This is a genomic window from Psychrobacter okhotskensis (assembly GCF_013248965.1).
In the GTDB taxonomy this organism is placed as follows: domain Bacteria; phylum Pseudomonadota; class Gammaproteobacteria; order Pseudomonadales; family Moraxellaceae; genus Psychrobacter; species Psychrobacter okhotskensis.
Map to the genome: position 1 here is coordinate 44,549 of NZ_JABRVQ010000009.1, position 16,491 is coordinate 61,039.

Sequence of the window (16,491 nt, forward strand, 5' to 3'; positions counted from 1 at the left end):
TTTAAATCTTTTTATAAATTGGACTGCCTTGATGATTAGCCGCTCATTTCTTGCCATTCTGTGGTAAAGAATTGACTAAAAAGCGCATCGAAATTTGTGCTTAACATCGAGATAGCTTGCTGTCTGCTATAACGCTGTTGATGACAGCCAATTATTAATTCATGGACTTGAGCGGCGGCGATATCGACACAAAGATTGACTTCTGATCGTTCAAAAGAACATCCAGATAAGGACAATCCTTTTATAAATATTGCCGTCCACTCTTCTTGTATTTCGGTCATTAAATTGCCTAAACCCTTATCCAATAGGCTGTTATTTTCTTGGGCTGGATTTTTTGAATCGCTAGTTAATAAACATTCATTCAATAAATCTTGCTCTTTTATACTTGGGGCAAAGCGCAGACGGTCTTCGAGCAAACGCTGAAATAAAGCAATATTCTGAAATGCTGCATCAAAAATCATATTTAAGCAGTGCTGACAACGCTCATTGAACTGCGCTTTAGTTAATCTAGGATAATCCTTTAGCATATCAATCCACGCCATACGCATGGGCGATAAATAGTTCTCCTTAAGCTGAGCACCCAGCTCTTGTTGCAGCGCCTCTAAGCTCGCAAAATGATTGTAAAAACTCGGCTGCGCGATGCCTGCGCCCTTGGCCACTTTATTCATACTCATGCCACAAGCACCTTCCACACGATAGAGCTGCAAGGCACTTTTTAGGAGCGCGCGTCGTGTCTTGGCTTTTGCCAGCTCACGCTTTGTTTCAGTTGTTGCACTGTCATCTGCACTGATGAAGTCTGTTTTAGCATTTGCCTTCAATGTTGACCTCGATTTATATTTTAAAATGACTTACAGGAATAATTACTACATCGACTATAAGACTATAGTCATTTAAACTATAAGTCTATAGCTTAAATTTTTAGTACAAAGTTTTTAGAAAAAGAGGGTTATAAAAACCTCCCCAAAACCACATGCAGTCGTTTCAAGATAAGTTGGATACAAGAAAGGCTCGCTAAGTCTTAGCAATAACAGACTGAGCAAGCCTGACACTGCACGTCATTTATATAGAATCGACTTATATAGAATTGACGATACTTAGGATTTATTATGACATCAGCCGTTTTCTCTCCTTTTACCTTGCCATGTGGCGCTGTGCTGCCAAACCGCTTAGCCAAAGCCGCTATGGAAGAAAACATGGCAGATAAAGGGCAAATCCCCGGTCCTACTATTTTGCGCCTATACCAACGCTGGGCGGAAGGCGGTACTGGGTTACTGATTACTGGTAATGTTATGGTTGATGGCCGAGCAATGACGGGACCTGGTGGCATCGTATTAGAAAAAGACAGTGATTTAGCACCCTTTCAAGCATGGGCGCAAACGGTTAAAAAGAACCATAGCCACATTTGGATGCAAATCAATCATCCGGGTCGCCAAGTCTATGCAGCGATGGGAGGCGATGTGTTGTCACCTTCTGACGTTTCCCTTGATTTAGGAAAGCACTCTCATCTGTTTGGCAAGCCTCGTGCCATGACCCACGAGGATATTGAGCAGCTGGTTCAACGCTTCGTCGATACCGCTGTCAAAGCTGAACAAGCGGGCTTCGATGGTGTGCAAATTCACGGGGCTCATGGTTACTTGATATCACAGTTTTTATCGCCGTTGACCAATAAGCGCACTGATGAATTTGGCGGTTCAATCGAGAATCGTATGCGCTTATTAATTTCGGTGATTAAAGCCGTCCGTTCCCAAGTCGCCCCTAGCTTTGCGGTATCAGTCAAATTAAATTCGGCTGATTTTCAACGTGGTGGCTTTGATGCTGATGATGCCAAAGCTGTTGTTTTAGCGATGCGCGGGCTTGGTGTTGATTTGGTTGAACTGTCGGGTGGCAGCTATGAGAGTCCGGCGATGCAAGGTACAACGGCAGATGGTAGAACCTTACAGCGAGAAGCCTACTTTTTAACGTTCGCCGCCGAGATTGCACAAGTGGCCAGCATGCCGATGATGACTACTGGTGGGGTCAGGCGTTTAGCGGTAGCAGAATCCGTATTGGCTCAAGGTATCGATATCGTCGGCATGGGCACTGCGCTCGCCATGAACCCATCTTTGCCCAATGATTGGCAACACAATGAGCAACTAAGTGCGCACGACCCAGCCGTACGCTGGAAAGACAAAACCTTGAGCGCTATCGCCACCATGGCGGTCATTAAGCGTCAGCTACAACGCATAGGGCAAGGAAAAACACCTAAGACCAATGCCTCGCCACTATTTTCGTTAATTAGCGACCGCATACGCTTAAAGAAATTAACAAAACGTTATCAAGATTATTTGGCTAAGTAGCCTAAATCGATTAATAACCACAGTAAAAAGCAGACGCCATTTTATTAATCGCGCCTGTTTTTTATTTGCCTATACGAATATAGGGTTCGCGTTATTGAGAAAGCACGCTCATTTTTATTTTTCAATAAACCCTTTCTTAATTCATTTACCTATTGCACTGATAAAACCCTTGCTTTATTACACAAAGATGGTCTCCATAACATAGCCATGCAGATTGCTATCATGAAGTAACACTCTAAACATTGCGCATACAGACAGCCGAATTCTTGACGCCTATATTAGAGACATCAGCTAGCTTGTTTTTATAAATTTTTTATAACGACTCGACGAGTTCTTATTAAACAAGAGCTTATCAAGTAAAACGGTTATTAGAAAAAAGCTACTGAATAAAATGTTAAGAAAGGCCAGATGGGATAAATGTCTGGATAAACAAATAATCAAAAAAGGAATATAACAATGAACGAACATACTCTAAAAGGCGAATGGAACCAAGTGAAAGGCTCAGTAAAACAAAAATGGGCTGATCTGACTGATGATGATTTAACCCATATCGAAGGTAGCCGCGATAAGCTGGTCGGTCGTGTACAAGAGCGTTATGGCCATGCAAAAGAAGATGCTGAACGTGAAGTAGATGACTGGCGTCGCGAAAACAAATACTAAGTTATCAGTCAAATAGCGAACAATGCTATTGATGATTTAATTCGATGATCTAATAAGTCAAAAAACCGCATAAATCTTATGCGGTTTTTTTGTTAGCAGCCATTTAACGCTTTATACACTACTCAATAACGTATCTAAAAAAGGTTGAATAAAAAATTCTTAAGCTCTAGACACGATAAAACCGCATAGCAATTGATTGTTATGCGGTTTTATTGTTAACCATCCATGTTACCTATCACGACTGTAATCTATGCATCCTTGCATAACGTTCAGTGTGTTGCGATATCGGGCATCCTGCCCTGTTTACTACCGTTATTAGCATTAATAATGCTACTAGCAAAGGTTATGTATCCTTTCTTCGTTCACTATTATCATCCTGACGCTAGTAAACGAATCATTATCCTTAATGCGGTCAACTCAATCCTTGAGTTACATTCCCTTATGCCGTGTATGTATAATGCCTAATTCTCACTCCGATGTTAAGTCGCGTAAACGTCATTGTGTGTAAGCATATGCTTACACGAGAACCTGATAACGATTTTATTGCTATTTTCAAATCAGCATTTCCCCAAAAATACCGACCAAAAAGCCGAGCGTTGCCCCAAGCGAGGTCAGATAACTCTTATCCAGCTTACTGGCAGGAATGATATCTTGGATAAGTAGATATAAAATACCCCCACTCGCAAGAATCATAAGATGGGCGGTAAGATTAGGATGCTCGCTCAATAAAAAATGCCCGATCAGCGCAGATATAACGCCAAAAAAACTGAGTCCAAAAAAGATGGTCAACGTCCTTTTAACACTAAAACCGCTCTGCACCATATCACGAAAGGCATTGAATGACTCTGGAAGGTTTTGCAGTCCAATAAACAATGCTAATAATAGCGACAGCTGCGGTTCAATCGCGAATACCGCTCCTAGCGCGATGGACTCCGGTACAAAGTCCATCATCATAGCGAGTAAGGTTGCCTGCTGACTATTCGATTCAGCCAGCTTACGATCTAGCAGCATAAACAGGATGGCCCCTGATAAAAATGAGCCTGTGACACCCCAAACACTCAATACCTCCATACCCTTTGGCAATAAAACGAATGCCAATGCCGATAAAATAATACCCGCACCGAACGACATCGAGGTATGAATAAATTCATATTTGACTGGGCTGTCTGTGACATGGTGGTCAAAAACATTGGCCAATAAACCGCCTATAAACACGGTTATACCTGCAAAAGCTGAAAACAAAATAAGCTTGAATAGCATTTATGGTTCCTTTTCATCGCTACCATTCAGAGATATGCTGCTTTGTTAGCTAAGTGATCAATTAAGCGATATATCATTAAACGGGCAATTACAACTTATTAACGCAAATGACACTTAACATCAAGTTTTGTGTCTTATCATAGATAATGTAAGAAAATGTTTCTAGCCATCAGATAAATAAGAAAGTCAGTTAGTCATGCAATTATTACTTCTGCATTTATAAAGGCTACCAAGTGACATAGACATCAACCACATGACGCTGTTCGATGTGAAAAGCAATCCGGTAATTATTAATCTAAGTCCAAAAATATCGTAGGAGATTTTATCATGAAGATTTTGCAGCTATTTTCATTGAAGACAGCGATGTCTGCAGGCCTTTCGCTTACCTTGCTAGGCACGATGGTCGGTTGTACCGTCGTTGGTCCAGGCTATGACAATCAGTCCGTCTATCGCGGTGATAAGGGTTACAGCAATGCTAACTATAACCGCGTTAGCCAACAGCTGCGCAACGATTTACGTCGTAAAGGGTATCAGGTCACGGACATCAGATCTGACAGTTATCGCGGTAATCGATTGCTCACAGCCTATGCCAAAAAGAACAATCAAGCCTACGAGCTCAAGTATACCTACCCTGATTTAAGGCTTATCAGCTCAAACAGGCAAGACTGGTCGAAAAAACGCGACGATGACAGGTATGATAACGACCGTGATTACGATAAGCACGACTATGATAAAAAAGGTAAGTATAAAAATAAAGGTAAATACAAAAAGAACAATAAGTATAAAAACAAAGACAAATATAAAAACAACTGGTGATACTGATAAAGCCAATGTCAGTGAAAACAGTAATCCAGTTAAATTTGCATAGGTTCAATTGATAGATTTCAGACAATGTATCGCAGTTTATGGAAAAGTAATGCCAAGTCTGCTTTAGTGCGTCTAAAAGTAACATTGTGGCATCGTTAACCGATTGATGCCTAAGGTCAAATAAGCCAGCCCTTGGTTTGTTTGGCCATTTTTTATAACACTGTCAAAAAACTTGAACTTGATAAGAGGATATTATGAATATCACAACCCTACCAAAGCCAACCATTGCCACCGCTATGGTCACAGCGTTAATGATAACGACAGGTTGCGTCACTGCCCCCGGCTACAATGCGTACGGCGACCTTTACGAGGACGTTTATAAAGACAGTAAAGTCTATAAGAAGCATAAAAAAGCTATCAAAAACGTTGATAAAGAGCTTTATCAACCAGCTATCGAACAACGAGCCGCCAATAAAGTCAGTAATATGGGCTACCGTGTCAAAGACGTCAAATATAAAAGAGGCGTTAGCAAAATAAAGGTAAAGGCCACACGTGGTAGTAAAGATTATAAAATAGAACTTGGCTATCCAGGCTATCAAGTAATTAAGATAAAATAAGCCTAAACCACTGCTAATAACCTACCTTTAAAGCTCAAAAGTCTAGCACTTCGATGACATCATAGGCAGGCGTCTCATAAGGGTGCGCCTGCTTTAGTGCTTCAATGACTTGAGCAATATTAGCAGTAGCAACCACCATCTCAACTCGCCACTCATCAACTTTTTCGAGCTTATCTTGCGCGCCAATATGCGGATCACTGCCTGCCAGCGGCATAAACTGCCCCACCCCTTGTACTTGCCAGCAGCAGCACTCGTAATTGCCAATCGTACCAGCGCCTGCTGCAAACAAAGCAGACTTAACTGGCTCTAATGCTGCTTCGGGAACAAAAACTGTCAATTTGTACATAGTGTTACCCTTTGTTTTATCTATTAGTATGAAAGAGCAGCTCTATTACCATCAGAGAGTAGCCATCGTTTTATTTTTTTGACAGTGAAGGATGGTCGCTCCAGATATAGCGCAATAGCCAGTTTTTGGCATCGCCAGCGTAGTCAATGCCGATACGAGGACGCAGCGATACCGGTGGCTGACAGCCATCATCTTCGAGCCAAACTGCTGACTCCACACTGATAGATTTGCCATTTAACGCGCGATCAATTTGTAAGCGCTTCGTTAATTTGCCAGGACCTGCCAGCTGGGTTGGATGAGTAAGTTGCTTATTCGTACTCAGGAATTGTTCTTCTATCAAACGATCACTATCGTCGGTCAAAAATCCAGCCCGTATTAATACTGACTCAGGAGACTCTTCTCCACCGCTGACCAGATTGAGCATATGATGCACACCGTAAGTCAGATAGACGTAAAACATGCCGCCTTGCGCATACATAATTTCAGTACGAGCCGTTCGGCTACCCGCATGCGAATGACAAGCAGGGTCGTCCTTACCGATATAGGCTTCGGTTTCTGAGATACGCATGCGCAAGATTTTCACTGTGCCATCGGTATCCGTTAACTTTCTACACAGTACTTTGCCAATCAAATCAGCGGCGACCACACAGGTTGGTCGAGTAAACCAACTAGGGTCTAAAACAGTTGATGAAGCAGTAGACATTAGCAAAACCTTTTCTTATTTTTATCATCTAATTGACATGACCAAATATTAATAAATTAGCATAAAAGTAAGATAAAATATTGAAGACAATGTTGGCGCTATGTTTGATTTTTTATACGAGTTAGACTATAAATCTGTGGTCGGAAGGCTAATATTAATAGTGCGTGGTAAGCATCAATACTTATGGATAAAGAGGGTTTCGTCATTAAGTATTATTGATAAACAGATAAAAATCGCAGTCTGTTTTGAGTAGTTCCACAAATCTAGTCTATTTTAAGTGGTTTGTTAATAGGTTTGAGGGGCAAAATAACTGGTTCCGTTGGGGTATACCTTTAACAGTTTTTATGAGTTCTTAACTAAACACAGTAACGAAGGATTTGTGATAAATTTATAATTTGGAAAGAGCTACAGAAGGTAAGTTTTAATGATTACATCAGCTGAAGAGTTTCTCTTACTCAGAACAAGTGACCACACCCAAGATTATGGAAGAGCGATTAACGAGTGTGCAGCATTGGAAACGTGGTTTGAAATAATACGTCACTACCCAACTATGCGCGAGTGGGTAGCTCTAAATAAAACAGTTCCAATAGAAGTTCTTGAAACGTTGACGTACGATGACAGTCCTACCGTTAGAGGGAATATTGCTATGAAAAACAAAATAACTAGAGAAATATTTGAGGTATTGGCAGATGATAAAGACGCCTCTGTCAGAAATAGACTCGTCTATAATAAAAACATACCAAAAGACTTGCTATTGAAGTTAACCAATGATGATGAATCGTTCATCAGAAAAAACGCTATAAATAAGATTAGTGAAAAATTTTGAGTAAGCAAAGCCAAACAGTTCGATACCTATATAGCGCATCAATCACGATAGAATATGTATGGTAAGTACACACCATGAGGTACACTGTGACTATTTCAGCGATTTGAAACGTTGATACCATTAGCCTACAGCCGAAGGTTTAAGTCCTCACTAGGGAACCATCATTAATATGATGACATAAAAAACTGAGCACATGGCTCAGTTTTTTTGTGTTGCGCTAGACATTTACGACTTAGCTAAGTGGCACACCAATACGGTTGGCCACTTCTTCGTAAGCTTCGATAACATCGCCTAATGATTGACGGAAACGGTCTTTATCCAATTTCTTCTTGGTGTTTTTGTCCCAAATACGGCAGCCATCTGGTGAGAACTCATCACCCAAAACGATACGGTCGTGGAATACACCAAACTCTAATTTGAAATCGACCAGTATTAAATCGCCAACTGCAAACAGTGCTGTTAGCACCTCATTGACTTGATGCGTCAGCGCTTCCATGCTCGCAAGCTGTGCTTGAGTTGCCCACCCAAGAGAAATCGATAGTGACTCATTAACCATCGGATCGCCAAGCGCATCATCTTTATAAAACAGCTCATAAGTAGGCGGCGTCAATGCTTGCCCTTCTTCTAGGCCTAAACGGCGCACCAAACTGCCCGCTGCAAAGTTACGTACGACGCACTCAACGGGAATCATATCTAGGCGCTTGACCAATACTTCGTCTTCAGATAGCTGCTTTTCAAAATGCGTTTCAATACCAGCGTCAGCCAATTTTTGCATAATAAAAGCATTAAAGCGGTTATTAACTACGCCCTTACGTGCTAACTGTTCGATACGCTTACCATCGAGCGCCGAGGTGTCATCACGGAAGTGTAAAATCAAAAGATCGTTGTCTTCTGTTTCATAGACAGATTTGGCTTTGCCTTTATATAGCAGTTGTTGCTTTTGCATTATGGAGTTCCTGTTCGTTCAAGCTTATGTGGTAAAAACGCGCAGCGACCGCTGGACTCTGTACGACGTCATTCATTAATCTATTAGATCATAAATAACCATAGTAAAAAGTCAGCGGTATAAATAGGGAAACACAGTGTTTAGTTTGATGACTCGCTCACGGCAACAGCGCGTTGCGGCTTAGGTAATTGATACTGCTTACCCGCTTCGTTCTGTAAGGTGAGTGTATTGGCACCTGCATTTGGGGTGGCGTATAACGGTACAAAAGGTGATGGCTCCTGAGCAACCGGTAGCTCTAGAGGCGCAAGCTTTTTGCTTTCTTGATATTCTAAGCTGCCATTATCGCGCTTACCAAGAAAACCTTTGGTCATTTGACAGCCACTTAATACTAAGGTGCTACCCAATATCAAAACCATCATAGCAGGAAATGTTTTGGTAGGGCTTGATGATACTTTCATCATATTATCTCTCTGAGTTAGCAATTTTTGCTTATTTGGGCGACTGACTTATCGTTACCGTTAAGTGACTCACTAAGCCCTAAATCATTAATAATAATGTAGGCCTTAGTGTTTAACCATTCAATCGTCAATACTTATCGTAAATTCGCACGAACCAACGCTTCATCAATGGCGGCATGATGTTGTTCTGCCAACCATACCAACGGCAGACGAATACCAGTATCTATCATACCCATCTTATGTAACGCATATTTTGCTGGAATGGGACTAGATTCAATAAACAAATCACGGTGTAAGTGTTTAATCACATCATGCGCTTTATTGGCGGTATCAAGGTCGCCGCGTAGCGCTGCCGAAAACGTTTCGCTCATCGCTTTTGGCGCGACGTTAGCCGTTACCGAAATATTACCTTTGGCACCCATCTGCATCAAATCAAGCGCCGTACCATCATCGCCAGATAGCACAACGATACGGTCGCCAACCGCTTTAATCAACTGCTCACCACGAGCAACTGAGCCAGTCGCGTCTTTAATCGCCACGATATTATCGATATCAGCCAAACGCTCAACCGTATTCTGCGCGATATCAACTACAGTACGCCCTGGTACGTTATAGAGCATCTGCGGGATCTTTACGGCTTGGGCAATCGCTTTATAATGCTGATACAAGCCTTCTTGTGGCGGCTTATTGTAGTAAGGAGCGACCAATAATGCACAGTCTGCACCAGCATCTGCCGCATCTTGGGTGAGCTTGATGGCTTCAGTCGTATTATTCGCGCCTGTACCCGCTATCACTGGTACACGGCCTTTGACGTGCTGCACAAAGTAGCGAATCACATCGCTATGCTCTTGCATCGACAAAGTCGCTGATTCGCCAGTGGTGCCCACGGCAACGAGGCAATGGGTGCCCTGCTCGATCTGCCAGTCTATGAGGTCGGCCAGACGTTTATAATCGACCGTGCCGTCAGGATGCATGGGCGTTACCAAGGCCACCATAGAGCCTTGTAGTCGGGTTTTAATCTCGTCATATGCTGTGCTCATAACTGTGCCTTACTGTTGTATTGTCCTAGCTTTATTCAAGCTGTCACATGATCCATCGTTTGCAATCGCCAATGTCTATTTTTACATTAATAACCAGATCAATGGTAGCTATTGCATGATGTTCATACTGGGCATTTATATACAGATGATAGTGACATTCTCATTATAGAATCATGTGTATATCTATCCGCATGGACATTATTTTTGTCCATTGCCGATGCTATCTATCAATCATAATAAAAACGCCTACTAGTGTAGCATATTTTGATTTAACCGCTATCAGTCAATTAATGCTCAGTCCAGATATACCCTATCTATTTGCGCGCTATTCCAAGCGCTGTTTAGCGCTAATGTTATGCAACATAGACACAAGGGCGGCTACTTATAGACCTTATTATTTAAGGCTTACTGTTTAGGGCTTACTGAACATTGATAAATAGTTAGTTTAGCGTAATTATGCAAGCGGGATAAATGCTTTTGAATTATTTTAACGAATCGTCAACACATCGATGGTCGGACGATACCAGCGAAAAGGTAACCCTCGGGTGCCCACTCCACTACTGACAAATATCTGCGCGCTACCATGCTGGTATAAGCCGCGCTGCTTACCCATGCGACTGTTATCCAATAATGACGACTGCTTGCCTATACGGCGAATGTCTTGCTTTTTTTGCGCCGTTAATATGTTTTTCTGTATTGCTTTGGCCGCACCGGTAATCAATAAAGGTCGGGGCTGCAACGATTTTGGTAAGTCGCTAATACTATCAAATCGTGACGCAAGAATAATGACAGGTTTAGTTGCCTGCTCAATTTCAGCACTCAGCACAGCTTTATTAGGCACATTCAAAGTGTCATCATCGTTCAATTGTTTCGGGATATCTTGCCAGCCGCAAAGTATGGCCACGACTGGATTGTCCTGTAGATATTTTTGCGTGCTGGTATCTGGATGGCCTTTTATATAACTTGCTTGATTTGCTATCAATCGACCGTTGCCAGTTCGAGCACATTTAAGCGGCAACGACGTACATTGCTGCCCGATATAGTTGATATCCAGTACGTCAAAAGCATTGGCCAAGGTGTCTTCTAACAATGGCTGACCTTGCTTGGTAGTATTGATCGACTGATAACGCAAATCCGAGGTACTCATGACCGTATAAACGGGCTTATTTACCCCTTTAAATAGCATCAACTGCCCGACCAAATCGGCGCTTGGATAATAGAGCCAATCACCTGTGATCAATACCGCATCTGCTGACAAGGCATTGATGGTAGCGACCAGCTTGCTGATATGACGCGGTTTGCCACTATATAAACCAATGCGCAAATCGGCTAATACCGCCACCGTAAGCGGAGTTGTTAAGCCCAAATCAACAGCATGATGCTGCAAACGCAAACGATTGGGCTGCACAACCACCGTATAAAAATACAGACCCATGGCAATGACAGCCATCAACATGGCATTCGGTGACAATTGTGCCAGCATGGGTGTCACTTGTTGTACTCGCCCAATAATCAATAACAGTGCCCAAAAAGGCATGGTATAGGCAGCGTAATATAGCAACAACTTTGACCAAATACGCCAAAAGCGTTTTGTGGGATTGGCATTGAATGTCTGTAATCCTGACCACAATATGATATACGCTAGCAAGGCTGCTGCTATAGTGATGCTAAGCGTATAAAAAGCGTGGTCAGTCATAATTACCTAGCTATATATAAAGGTATGAATAGTCGTTTGTGCCGTTGGGCGCGCAATCAAATCGATGTTGGTCAATCAAACCAATGTCCAAATCAATGTGACTTGCTCACCGTTAAATTGAGCAACAGCAACTCATCAAAACCAATCGATAAAAAAATCAGCCATTATAGAGGTCGAGCTCTATGATAGACAAGTATAATTATCAATGCTTATCGAGATACGTCATTTAAGCATAGTCGATTGACTATATGATAACTATTCAATACGCAGGCCAATAATACCAGGGATGCCTTGGCGCATGACTTCAATCGTTACCACACCCTTTTTGGGAAGTGAGGAGATAGCACTAGAAAAATCAGTGACCTTGGCAATAGGCTTTTGGTGAAAATTAGTAATAATATCGCCCGCCAAAATGCCCGAGCGCGCGGCTAAGCCTGTCGGGTCAACGGTCGTGACCAATATCCCTGTTTTATTGTCCACTGCCAGCTCTGCTTGCTCATCTGGGGTCAAATTGCGCAGACGTAAGCCTAATTGCACCTCATCATCTTGCTGCGAGCCGCTTTGTGCCCTGACATCATTTGGCGCATAAGTGAGCTTGCCTTTTACGAGCATTTGCTTGCCATCACGCTGAATCTGGGCGCTGAACGGATCATTGGGTCGCGCTCGATTGATCAGGTTCAATAAATCTGCAGCACGCATAATCTGCACATTATTGTATTGCAAAATGATGTCGCCTGCTTGTAGACCTGATGTTTGGGCGGGCGAGTCTGGTGAGACGCGGGTAAGTAGTGCGCCCTGTGGACGCGCTAAATTATACGCTTCCGCTAAATTACGATCGATGTCTTGAGGATAAATACCCATATAGGCACGTGCGACTTCGCCATTGGTTTTGAGCTGCTCGTAGATATCCATCGCCGCATCAATAGGAATTGAGAACGACAAGCCCATATAACCGCCCGTACCACTAAAGATACGTGAGTTGATACCGATGACTTCGCCGCGCTGATTAAATAATGGCCCGCCTGAGTTACCCGGATTTAATGCCACATCAGTTTGGATAAAGGGCACGCTGGTCTCACGTGAAAAGCTGCGCGACTTGGCACTGACGATACCTGCGGATGCCGAATAATCAAAACCAAAGGGCGACCCTATCGCCAATACCGGCTCACCTACCTTTAGACTGTCTGAATCACCAATCGGTAAGGCTGGGAACTGATTGCCTGTGACTTTGAGCACCGCCACATCTGAGCGCTCATCGCTACCCACCAAGGTCACATCCAGCTCTGTTCTGTCATTAAGGGTCACGGTGATTTTGTCTGCACCAGCAACCACATGGTGATTGGTCAACATATAACCATCGGTGGTGACAAAAAAAGCGGTGCCATAAGCGTGTTCAATCGCAGGCGTCGCTGCTTGATCCGGAATACGTAAGCGATCTCCGAAGAACTGACGTAACAGCTCGGCGGTTTGTGCTTTGGCAAGCTCATCTTCACTGACCGTTTTGGTGACATTGACTCGTGCCACCGCTGGCGTCACTTGCTGTACTAAGTCAGAGAAGTCAGCAGTGGTGACCGCTGCTTGTACCTGAGACATAGTGGCTACATTAATACCTGTCGCCATTACCGTGCCGATAGCCAGTGCCAAAGTACTGCGTTGTAACCAACGCTGCATACGAATAGTAGATTGTGCTTGAAACATATTGATAGGCATATTGTCTCCATATGAGTGATTATTATTGTTAGCAACAATATTATCGCTATTATCGCCATAATAGATATAGCCAAATCCATATAAACCCGCTACATCGTCATCCTCGTTAACCATACTAAGGTATAGCCTGCATTCAGCTCCCTTATATCAAGGTTATTTGAATTCAACGATAGCAAGCTTGTCTAAATTTATAGGAATAGTCCTGACTGCTGGTCAGTTTACTACTTGTCTGCGAGTTTATGTAGTAGCGCCTGACCATGATGGCAAATATAAGCCGTTTTAATATGACGTCATACTATCTTCTCATTTTTTGTAATCTTTGATATTGATATTAATAGTGCCGTTACCTACTCGTGTGTCAGCGCAGAACGATGGCGCGTGGCTATCACGGCAGACAGACCCTTGACATATATAAAATAAAATCATGATATGATAACAAACCTAATAAATTATTTAGCAAACAATAGTCAGCTATAATAAGGTGTTATTTACAGAACGCCAAGCAATTTGGCTTTTATCGCCTTTATTTTCCATCTTTTGTGTTTCTAGCATTGGTGTATTTAGCTTGAGACACTTTTGTCTTTGTTACTATATAGTATATATATCATCCATGATTCATGATGGCTATGGTTATTATTAATTTGCCGTTACAAAAGGTTTTTGACGGCTAACGATGACCTATTTTAATAGCTATACAGCATCACAAGATTATAAAAGGATTAATTTATGGATACCGCCCTATTATTATCCGGCGTGGTTGGGATTGGCATTGCCGCCCAATGGTTGGCTTGGTATTTAAAGCAACCATCCATTTTATTTTTATTACTTATTGGTATTATCGTTGGCCCAGTGCTCGGCGTATTCGACCCTGACTTGGTGTTGGGCGAGCTGATGTTCCCGTTTATCTCTTTGGGGGTGGCGATTATTTTATTCGAAGGCTCGCTAACGCTAGAGTTCGATGAAATCAAACAACACGGCTCGGTCGTGCAGATGCTGGTATCAGTCGGGGTACTGATCACCATTGCTATCGTGGCGCTGTCGACTTATCTATTGTTCGATGTCGATCCACTGATTGCGTTGCTGTTCGGTGCACTGGTCTGTGTGACGGGGCCAACGGTAATTATGCCGCTACTGCGTAGTGTGCGACCCAACAAGACCATCTCCAATATCCTGAAATGGGAAGGCATTATCATCGACCCCATCGGCGCTATCGCCGTGGTATTGGTCTACGAGTATATTATCTCAGGCGGCGAAGCCAGTAGTATCTTACTGTTTGCCAAAATCGTGGTACTTGCAACCGCGCTAGGTATGGCGGGTGCTTGGGTACTGGCGTTCCTCATGCGTCGGCATATGATTCCTGAGTTTTTGCGCAATGTCTTTACCCTTGCCTTTGTTTTGGTATTATTTTCAGTCTCAAACCATTTAGAGCATGAGTCGGGTCTACTGACCGTCACTGTATTAGGCGTTGCCCTCGCCAACTGGCCAAAATTCCCGCGCGATACGATTTTAGAGTTTAATGAATCGTTAACCATTTTATTAGTTTCAGTATTATTTATCATTCTTGCGGCTCGTGTTGAGCTTGAAAGTCTACTGCAGGTTGGTTTTGCGGGTCTAGTATTACTGGCTATCGTGATGTTCATCGCGCGTCCATTATCAGTATGGGCCTCGTCCATTGGCTCTAACTTAAAGACCAATGAAAAGTTAATGATTAGCTGGATTGGACCACGCGGTATCGTCGCTGCCGCTATCTCATCTCTGTTTGCGATTCGCTTGCAAGAATATGATATCCAAGGCGTTGAACTGCTAGTGCCATTGGTATTTTTGGTCATTATTGGTACGGTCATGATTCAGGGCTTGGGCGCAAAAATGGTAGGTAACCTGCTTGGTGTCCGTGAGCCTGAGACCAACGGTATCCTGATCGTCGGCTCCAACCCAATTGCCCTGCTCGTCGCCACCTCATTAAAAGAGCAAGGCTTCGATGTCATCGTCGCTCATAACAACTATACCAACATCGCGCGCGCGCGTATGAGTGGTCTGCGCACCTATTTTGGCAACCCCATCTCTGATCACGCCGACCATCATCTTGACCTCATTGGTATTGGTCATTTATTTGCCATGAGTATGGATAAAGAGATGAATACCTTGTCTGAGATTCATTACCGTCATGAGTTCGGTGAACGTAAGCTTTATCGCCTCAAGTTCAGCGACGAAAAAGTTAAAAGTGAGCGCGACGATAAGCAAGGTAACTTCCATTCACAGTGGCTGTTTGGCAAAGATGTCACCTACACCAAGCTTGCCAGTATGCTGTCCAGAAAAGCCCGTATTAAAATCACCAATATTACGGACAGCTATAGCTTTGAGCAGTATAAAGCTGACAATAAGCAATTCGTGCCGCTCTATACGCTAGACAAAGAAGGCAAGCTGCACGTCATCACGGACAAATTCGAAGGATCAGTACCGCGCGATCGCAAGCTGATTTCTTTGGTCGTTGATGATGAGGTACAGCCAAAGCCAGTAGACGTCACGCCAAAGCAAGAGCAAGCACGCGCTGCTGCAGATGCCAGCTTTGAAGCCAACTCTAAAGCGCCTGAAAAGCGTAAAGAAAAAGAGATGGTGGAAGAGATCGCTGATACGCCAGAACAAGAGCTAGCCGTCGCGACTGATAAAGACAGTGACAAGAGTGCCTCTAACAGCACTAATAATGCCAGTATCAAAGCGGCGGCGGCAAAGAGTGATGCTGTAAAGGAAACCACAAAGGCTGAAACCAATGAAAATCAGGACATAGAAGCTAAAGAGTCTTTTAACAGCCCCTCTAATAAAGGCGTGATGTCTGATAATTCAACGGCAACATCCAAGACTGCTAAGCCGACTACTAGCAATAGTGGTACAAACGGTAATGGTAATGCGCCGAAGATGAAAAGTGGTGCGCTCGACCCTAATCGCCTACCTGACTCAGATCATGACAATACCAATAGTGATGTGAAGATAAAGGATGCGGCAAAAAAGGCTGCGGATAAACCATAACGCTATTGTCTGAAAAGCTAACGAGCAAATAAAAAGCCCTCATAATGATTATGAGGGCTTTT

The 16,491-nt window shown here is 43.1% G+C and carries 15 protein-coding genes; 6 read left to right on the plus strand and 9 right to left on the minus strand.

Annotated elements, in window-relative coordinates; translation table 11 throughout:
* Window positions 1–35 precede the first annotated feature (35 nt).
* Entirely contained in the window at window positions 36–818 is a 783-nt protein-coding gene (locus HQR03_RS06235) for a TetR/AcrR family transcriptional regulator (RefSeq protein ID WP_173239557.1), read from the minus strand.
* Between the two features lie 288 nt (window positions 819–1,106).
* On the opposite strand from HQR03_RS06235, the gene HQR03_RS06240 reads away from it, so the two are divergent.
* Together HQR03_RS06240 and HQR03_RS06245 are read left to right on the plus strand one after the other, a co-directional pair.
* A complete protein-coding gene (locus HQR03_RS06240; RefSeq protein WP_173239558.1) occupies window positions 1,107–2,336 on the plus strand; it encodes an NADH:flavin oxidoreductase/NADH oxidase family protein in 1,230 nt (409 codons plus the stop codon).
* Between the two features lie 456 nt (window positions 2,337–2,792).
* Window positions 2,793–2,996 carry a CsbD family protein gene (locus HQR03_RS06245; protein ID WP_101211315.1) on the plus strand — a complete coding sequence of 68 codons (204 nt, stop codon included), beginning with the start codon at window positions 2,793–2,795 and terminating at the stop codon, window positions 2,994–2,996.
* A gap of 552 nt (window positions 2,997–3,548) precedes the next feature.
* On the opposite strand, the gene HQR03_RS06250 is transcribed toward HQR03_RS06245, so the two are convergent.
* Window positions 3,549–4,256 carry a ZIP family metal transporter gene (locus tag HQR03_RS06250; RefSeq protein ID WP_173239559.1) on the minus strand — a complete coding sequence of 236 codons (708 nt, stop codon included), beginning with the start codon at window positions 4,254–4,256 and terminating at the stop codon, window positions 3,549–3,551.
* Window positions 4,257–4,583: 327 nt separating this feature from the next.
* On the opposite strand from HQR03_RS06250, the gene HQR03_RS06255 reads away from it, so the two are divergent.
* Entirely contained in the window at window positions 4,584–5,072 is a 489-nt protein-coding gene (locus HQR03_RS06255; protein WP_173239560.1) for a hypothetical protein, read from the plus strand.
* A gap of 245 nt (window positions 5,073–5,317) precedes the next feature.
* Window positions 5,318–5,680, plus strand: a complete 363-nt coding sequence (locus tag HQR03_RS06260; RefSeq protein WP_173239561.1) for a hypothetical protein — start codon at window positions 5,318–5,320, stop codon at window positions 5,678–5,680.
* 34 nt (window positions 5,681–5,714) lie between these two features.
* Here the strand turns inward: HQR03_RS06260 and HQR03_RS06265 are convergent, their stop codons facing one another.
* Both HQR03_RS06265 and HQR03_RS06270 read right to left on the minus strand, forming a co-directional pair.
* Entirely contained in the window at window positions 5,715–6,026 is a 312-nt protein-coding gene (locus HQR03_RS06265; RefSeq protein WP_173239562.1) for a YqfO family protein, read from the minus strand.
* Between the two features lie 70 nt (window positions 6,027–6,096).
* Window positions 6,097–6,729, minus strand: coding sequence for a DNA-3-methyladenine glycosylase (locus HQR03_RS06270; protein WP_173239563.1), 633 nt, complete (start codon window positions 6,727–6,729; stop codon window positions 6,097–6,099).
* A 424-nt stretch (window positions 6,730–7,153) separates the two neighbouring features.
* Here HQR03_RS06270 and HQR03_RS06275 point away from each other — a divergent pair, with 424 nt between their 5' ends.
* Complete coding sequence (locus HQR03_RS06275; protein ID WP_025651081.1) at window positions 7,154–7,555, plus strand: hypothetical protein; 402 nt, start codon at window positions 7,154–7,156, stop codon at window positions 7,553–7,555.
* A gap of 232 nt (window positions 7,556–7,787) precedes the next feature.
* Here HQR03_RS06275 and purC read toward each other — a convergent pair whose 3' ends face one another.
* From purC to HQR03_RS06300, 5 genes are all read right to left on the minus strand, one after another.
* Window positions 7,788–8,501: a phosphoribosylaminoimidazolesuccinocarboxamide synthase gene (gene purC / locus HQR03_RS06280; RefSeq protein ID WP_025651082.1), complete on the minus strand. Its 714-nt coding sequence runs from the start codon at window positions 8,499–8,501 to the stop codon at window positions 7,788–7,790.
* A gap of 140 nt (window positions 8,502–8,641) precedes the next feature.
* The gene (locus tag HQR03_RS06285) at window positions 8,642–8,962 is read right to left on the minus strand and encodes a hypothetical protein (protein WP_244951990.1); all 321 of its coding nucleotides are present in this window, start codon (window positions 8,960–8,962) and stop codon (window positions 8,642–8,644) included.
* Between the two features lie 131 nt (window positions 8,963–9,093).
* Window positions 9,094–9,999 carry a 4-hydroxy-tetrahydrodipicolinate synthase gene (gene dapA / locus HQR03_RS06290; protein ID WP_173239565.1) on the minus strand — a complete coding sequence of 302 codons (906 nt, stop codon included), beginning with the start codon at window positions 9,997–9,999 and terminating at the stop codon, window positions 9,094–9,096.
* A gap of 487 nt (window positions 10,000–10,486) precedes the next feature.
* Window positions 10,487–11,695, minus strand: coding sequence for a metallophosphoesterase family protein (locus tag HQR03_RS06295; RefSeq protein ID WP_173239566.1), 1,209 nt, complete (start codon window positions 11,693–11,695; stop codon window positions 10,487–10,489).
* 255 nt (window positions 11,696–11,950) lie between these two features.
* Window positions 11,951–13,315, minus strand: coding sequence for a Do family serine endopeptidase (locus HQR03_RS06300; RefSeq protein ID WP_418889565.1), 1,365 nt, complete (start codon window positions 13,313–13,315; stop codon window positions 11,951–11,953).
* A gap of 816 nt (window positions 13,316–14,131) precedes the next feature.
* Between HQR03_RS06300 and HQR03_RS06305 the strand changes: the two genes are divergently transcribed.
* Window positions 14,132–16,429, plus strand: coding sequence for a cation:proton antiporter (locus HQR03_RS06305; protein WP_173239568.1), 2,298 nt, complete (start codon window positions 14,132–14,134; stop codon window positions 16,427–16,429).
* Window positions 16,430–16,491: the final 62 nt, after the last annotated feature.

Coding starts and splice junctions, on each gene's coding strand:
- HQR03_RS06300 (WP_418889565.1), bottom strand. CDS start 13,315: ATGGCGACAGGTATTAATGTAGCCACTATGTCTCAGGTACAAGCAGCG.
- HQR03_RS06275 (WP_025651081.1), top strand. CDS start 7,154: ATGATTACATCAGCTGAAGAGTTTCTCTTACTCAGAACAAGTGACCAC.
- HQR03_RS06255 (WP_173239560.1), top strand. CDS start 4,584: ATGAAGATTTTGCAGCTATTTTCATTGAAGACAGCGATGTCTGCAGGC.
- HQR03_RS06240 (WP_173239558.1), top strand. CDS start 1,107: ATGACATCAGCCGTTTTCTCTCCTTTTACCTTGCCATGTGGCGCTGTG.
- HQR03_RS06260 (WP_173239561.1), top strand. CDS start 5,318: ATGAATATCACAACCCTACCAAAGCCAACCATTGCCACCGCTATGGTC.
- HQR03_RS06245 (WP_101211315.1), top strand. CDS start 2,793: ATGAACGAACATACTCTAAAAGGCGAATGGAACCAAGTGAAAGGCTCA.
- HQR03_RS06270 (WP_173239563.1), bottom strand. CDS start 6,729: ATGTCTACTGCTTCATCAACTGTTTTAGACCCTAGTTGGTTTACTCGA.
- purC (WP_025651082.1), bottom strand. CDS start 8,501: ATGCAAAAGCAACAACTGCTATATAAAGGCAAAGCCAAATCTGTCTAT.
- HQR03_RS06295 (WP_173239566.1), bottom strand. CDS start 11,695: ATGACTGACCACGCTTTTTATACGCTTAGCATCACTATAGCAGCAGCC.
- HQR03_RS06305 (WP_173239568.1), top strand. CDS start 14,132: ATGGATACCGCCCTATTATTATCCGGCGTGGTTGGGATTGGCATTGCC.
- dapA (WP_173239565.1), bottom strand. CDS start 9,999: ATGAGCACAGCATATGACGAGATTAAAACCCGACTACAAGGCTCTATG.
- HQR03_RS06250 (WP_173239559.1), bottom strand. CDS start 4,256: ATGCTATTCAAGCTTATTTTGTTTTCAGCTTTTGCAGGTATAACCGTG.
- HQR03_RS06285 (WP_244951990.1), bottom strand. CDS start 8,962: ATGATGAAAGTATCATCAAGCCCTACCAAAACATTTCCTGCTATGATG.
- HQR03_RS06265 (WP_173239562.1), bottom strand. CDS start 6,026: ATGTACAAATTGACAGTTTTTGTTCCCGAAGCAGCATTAGAGCCAGTT.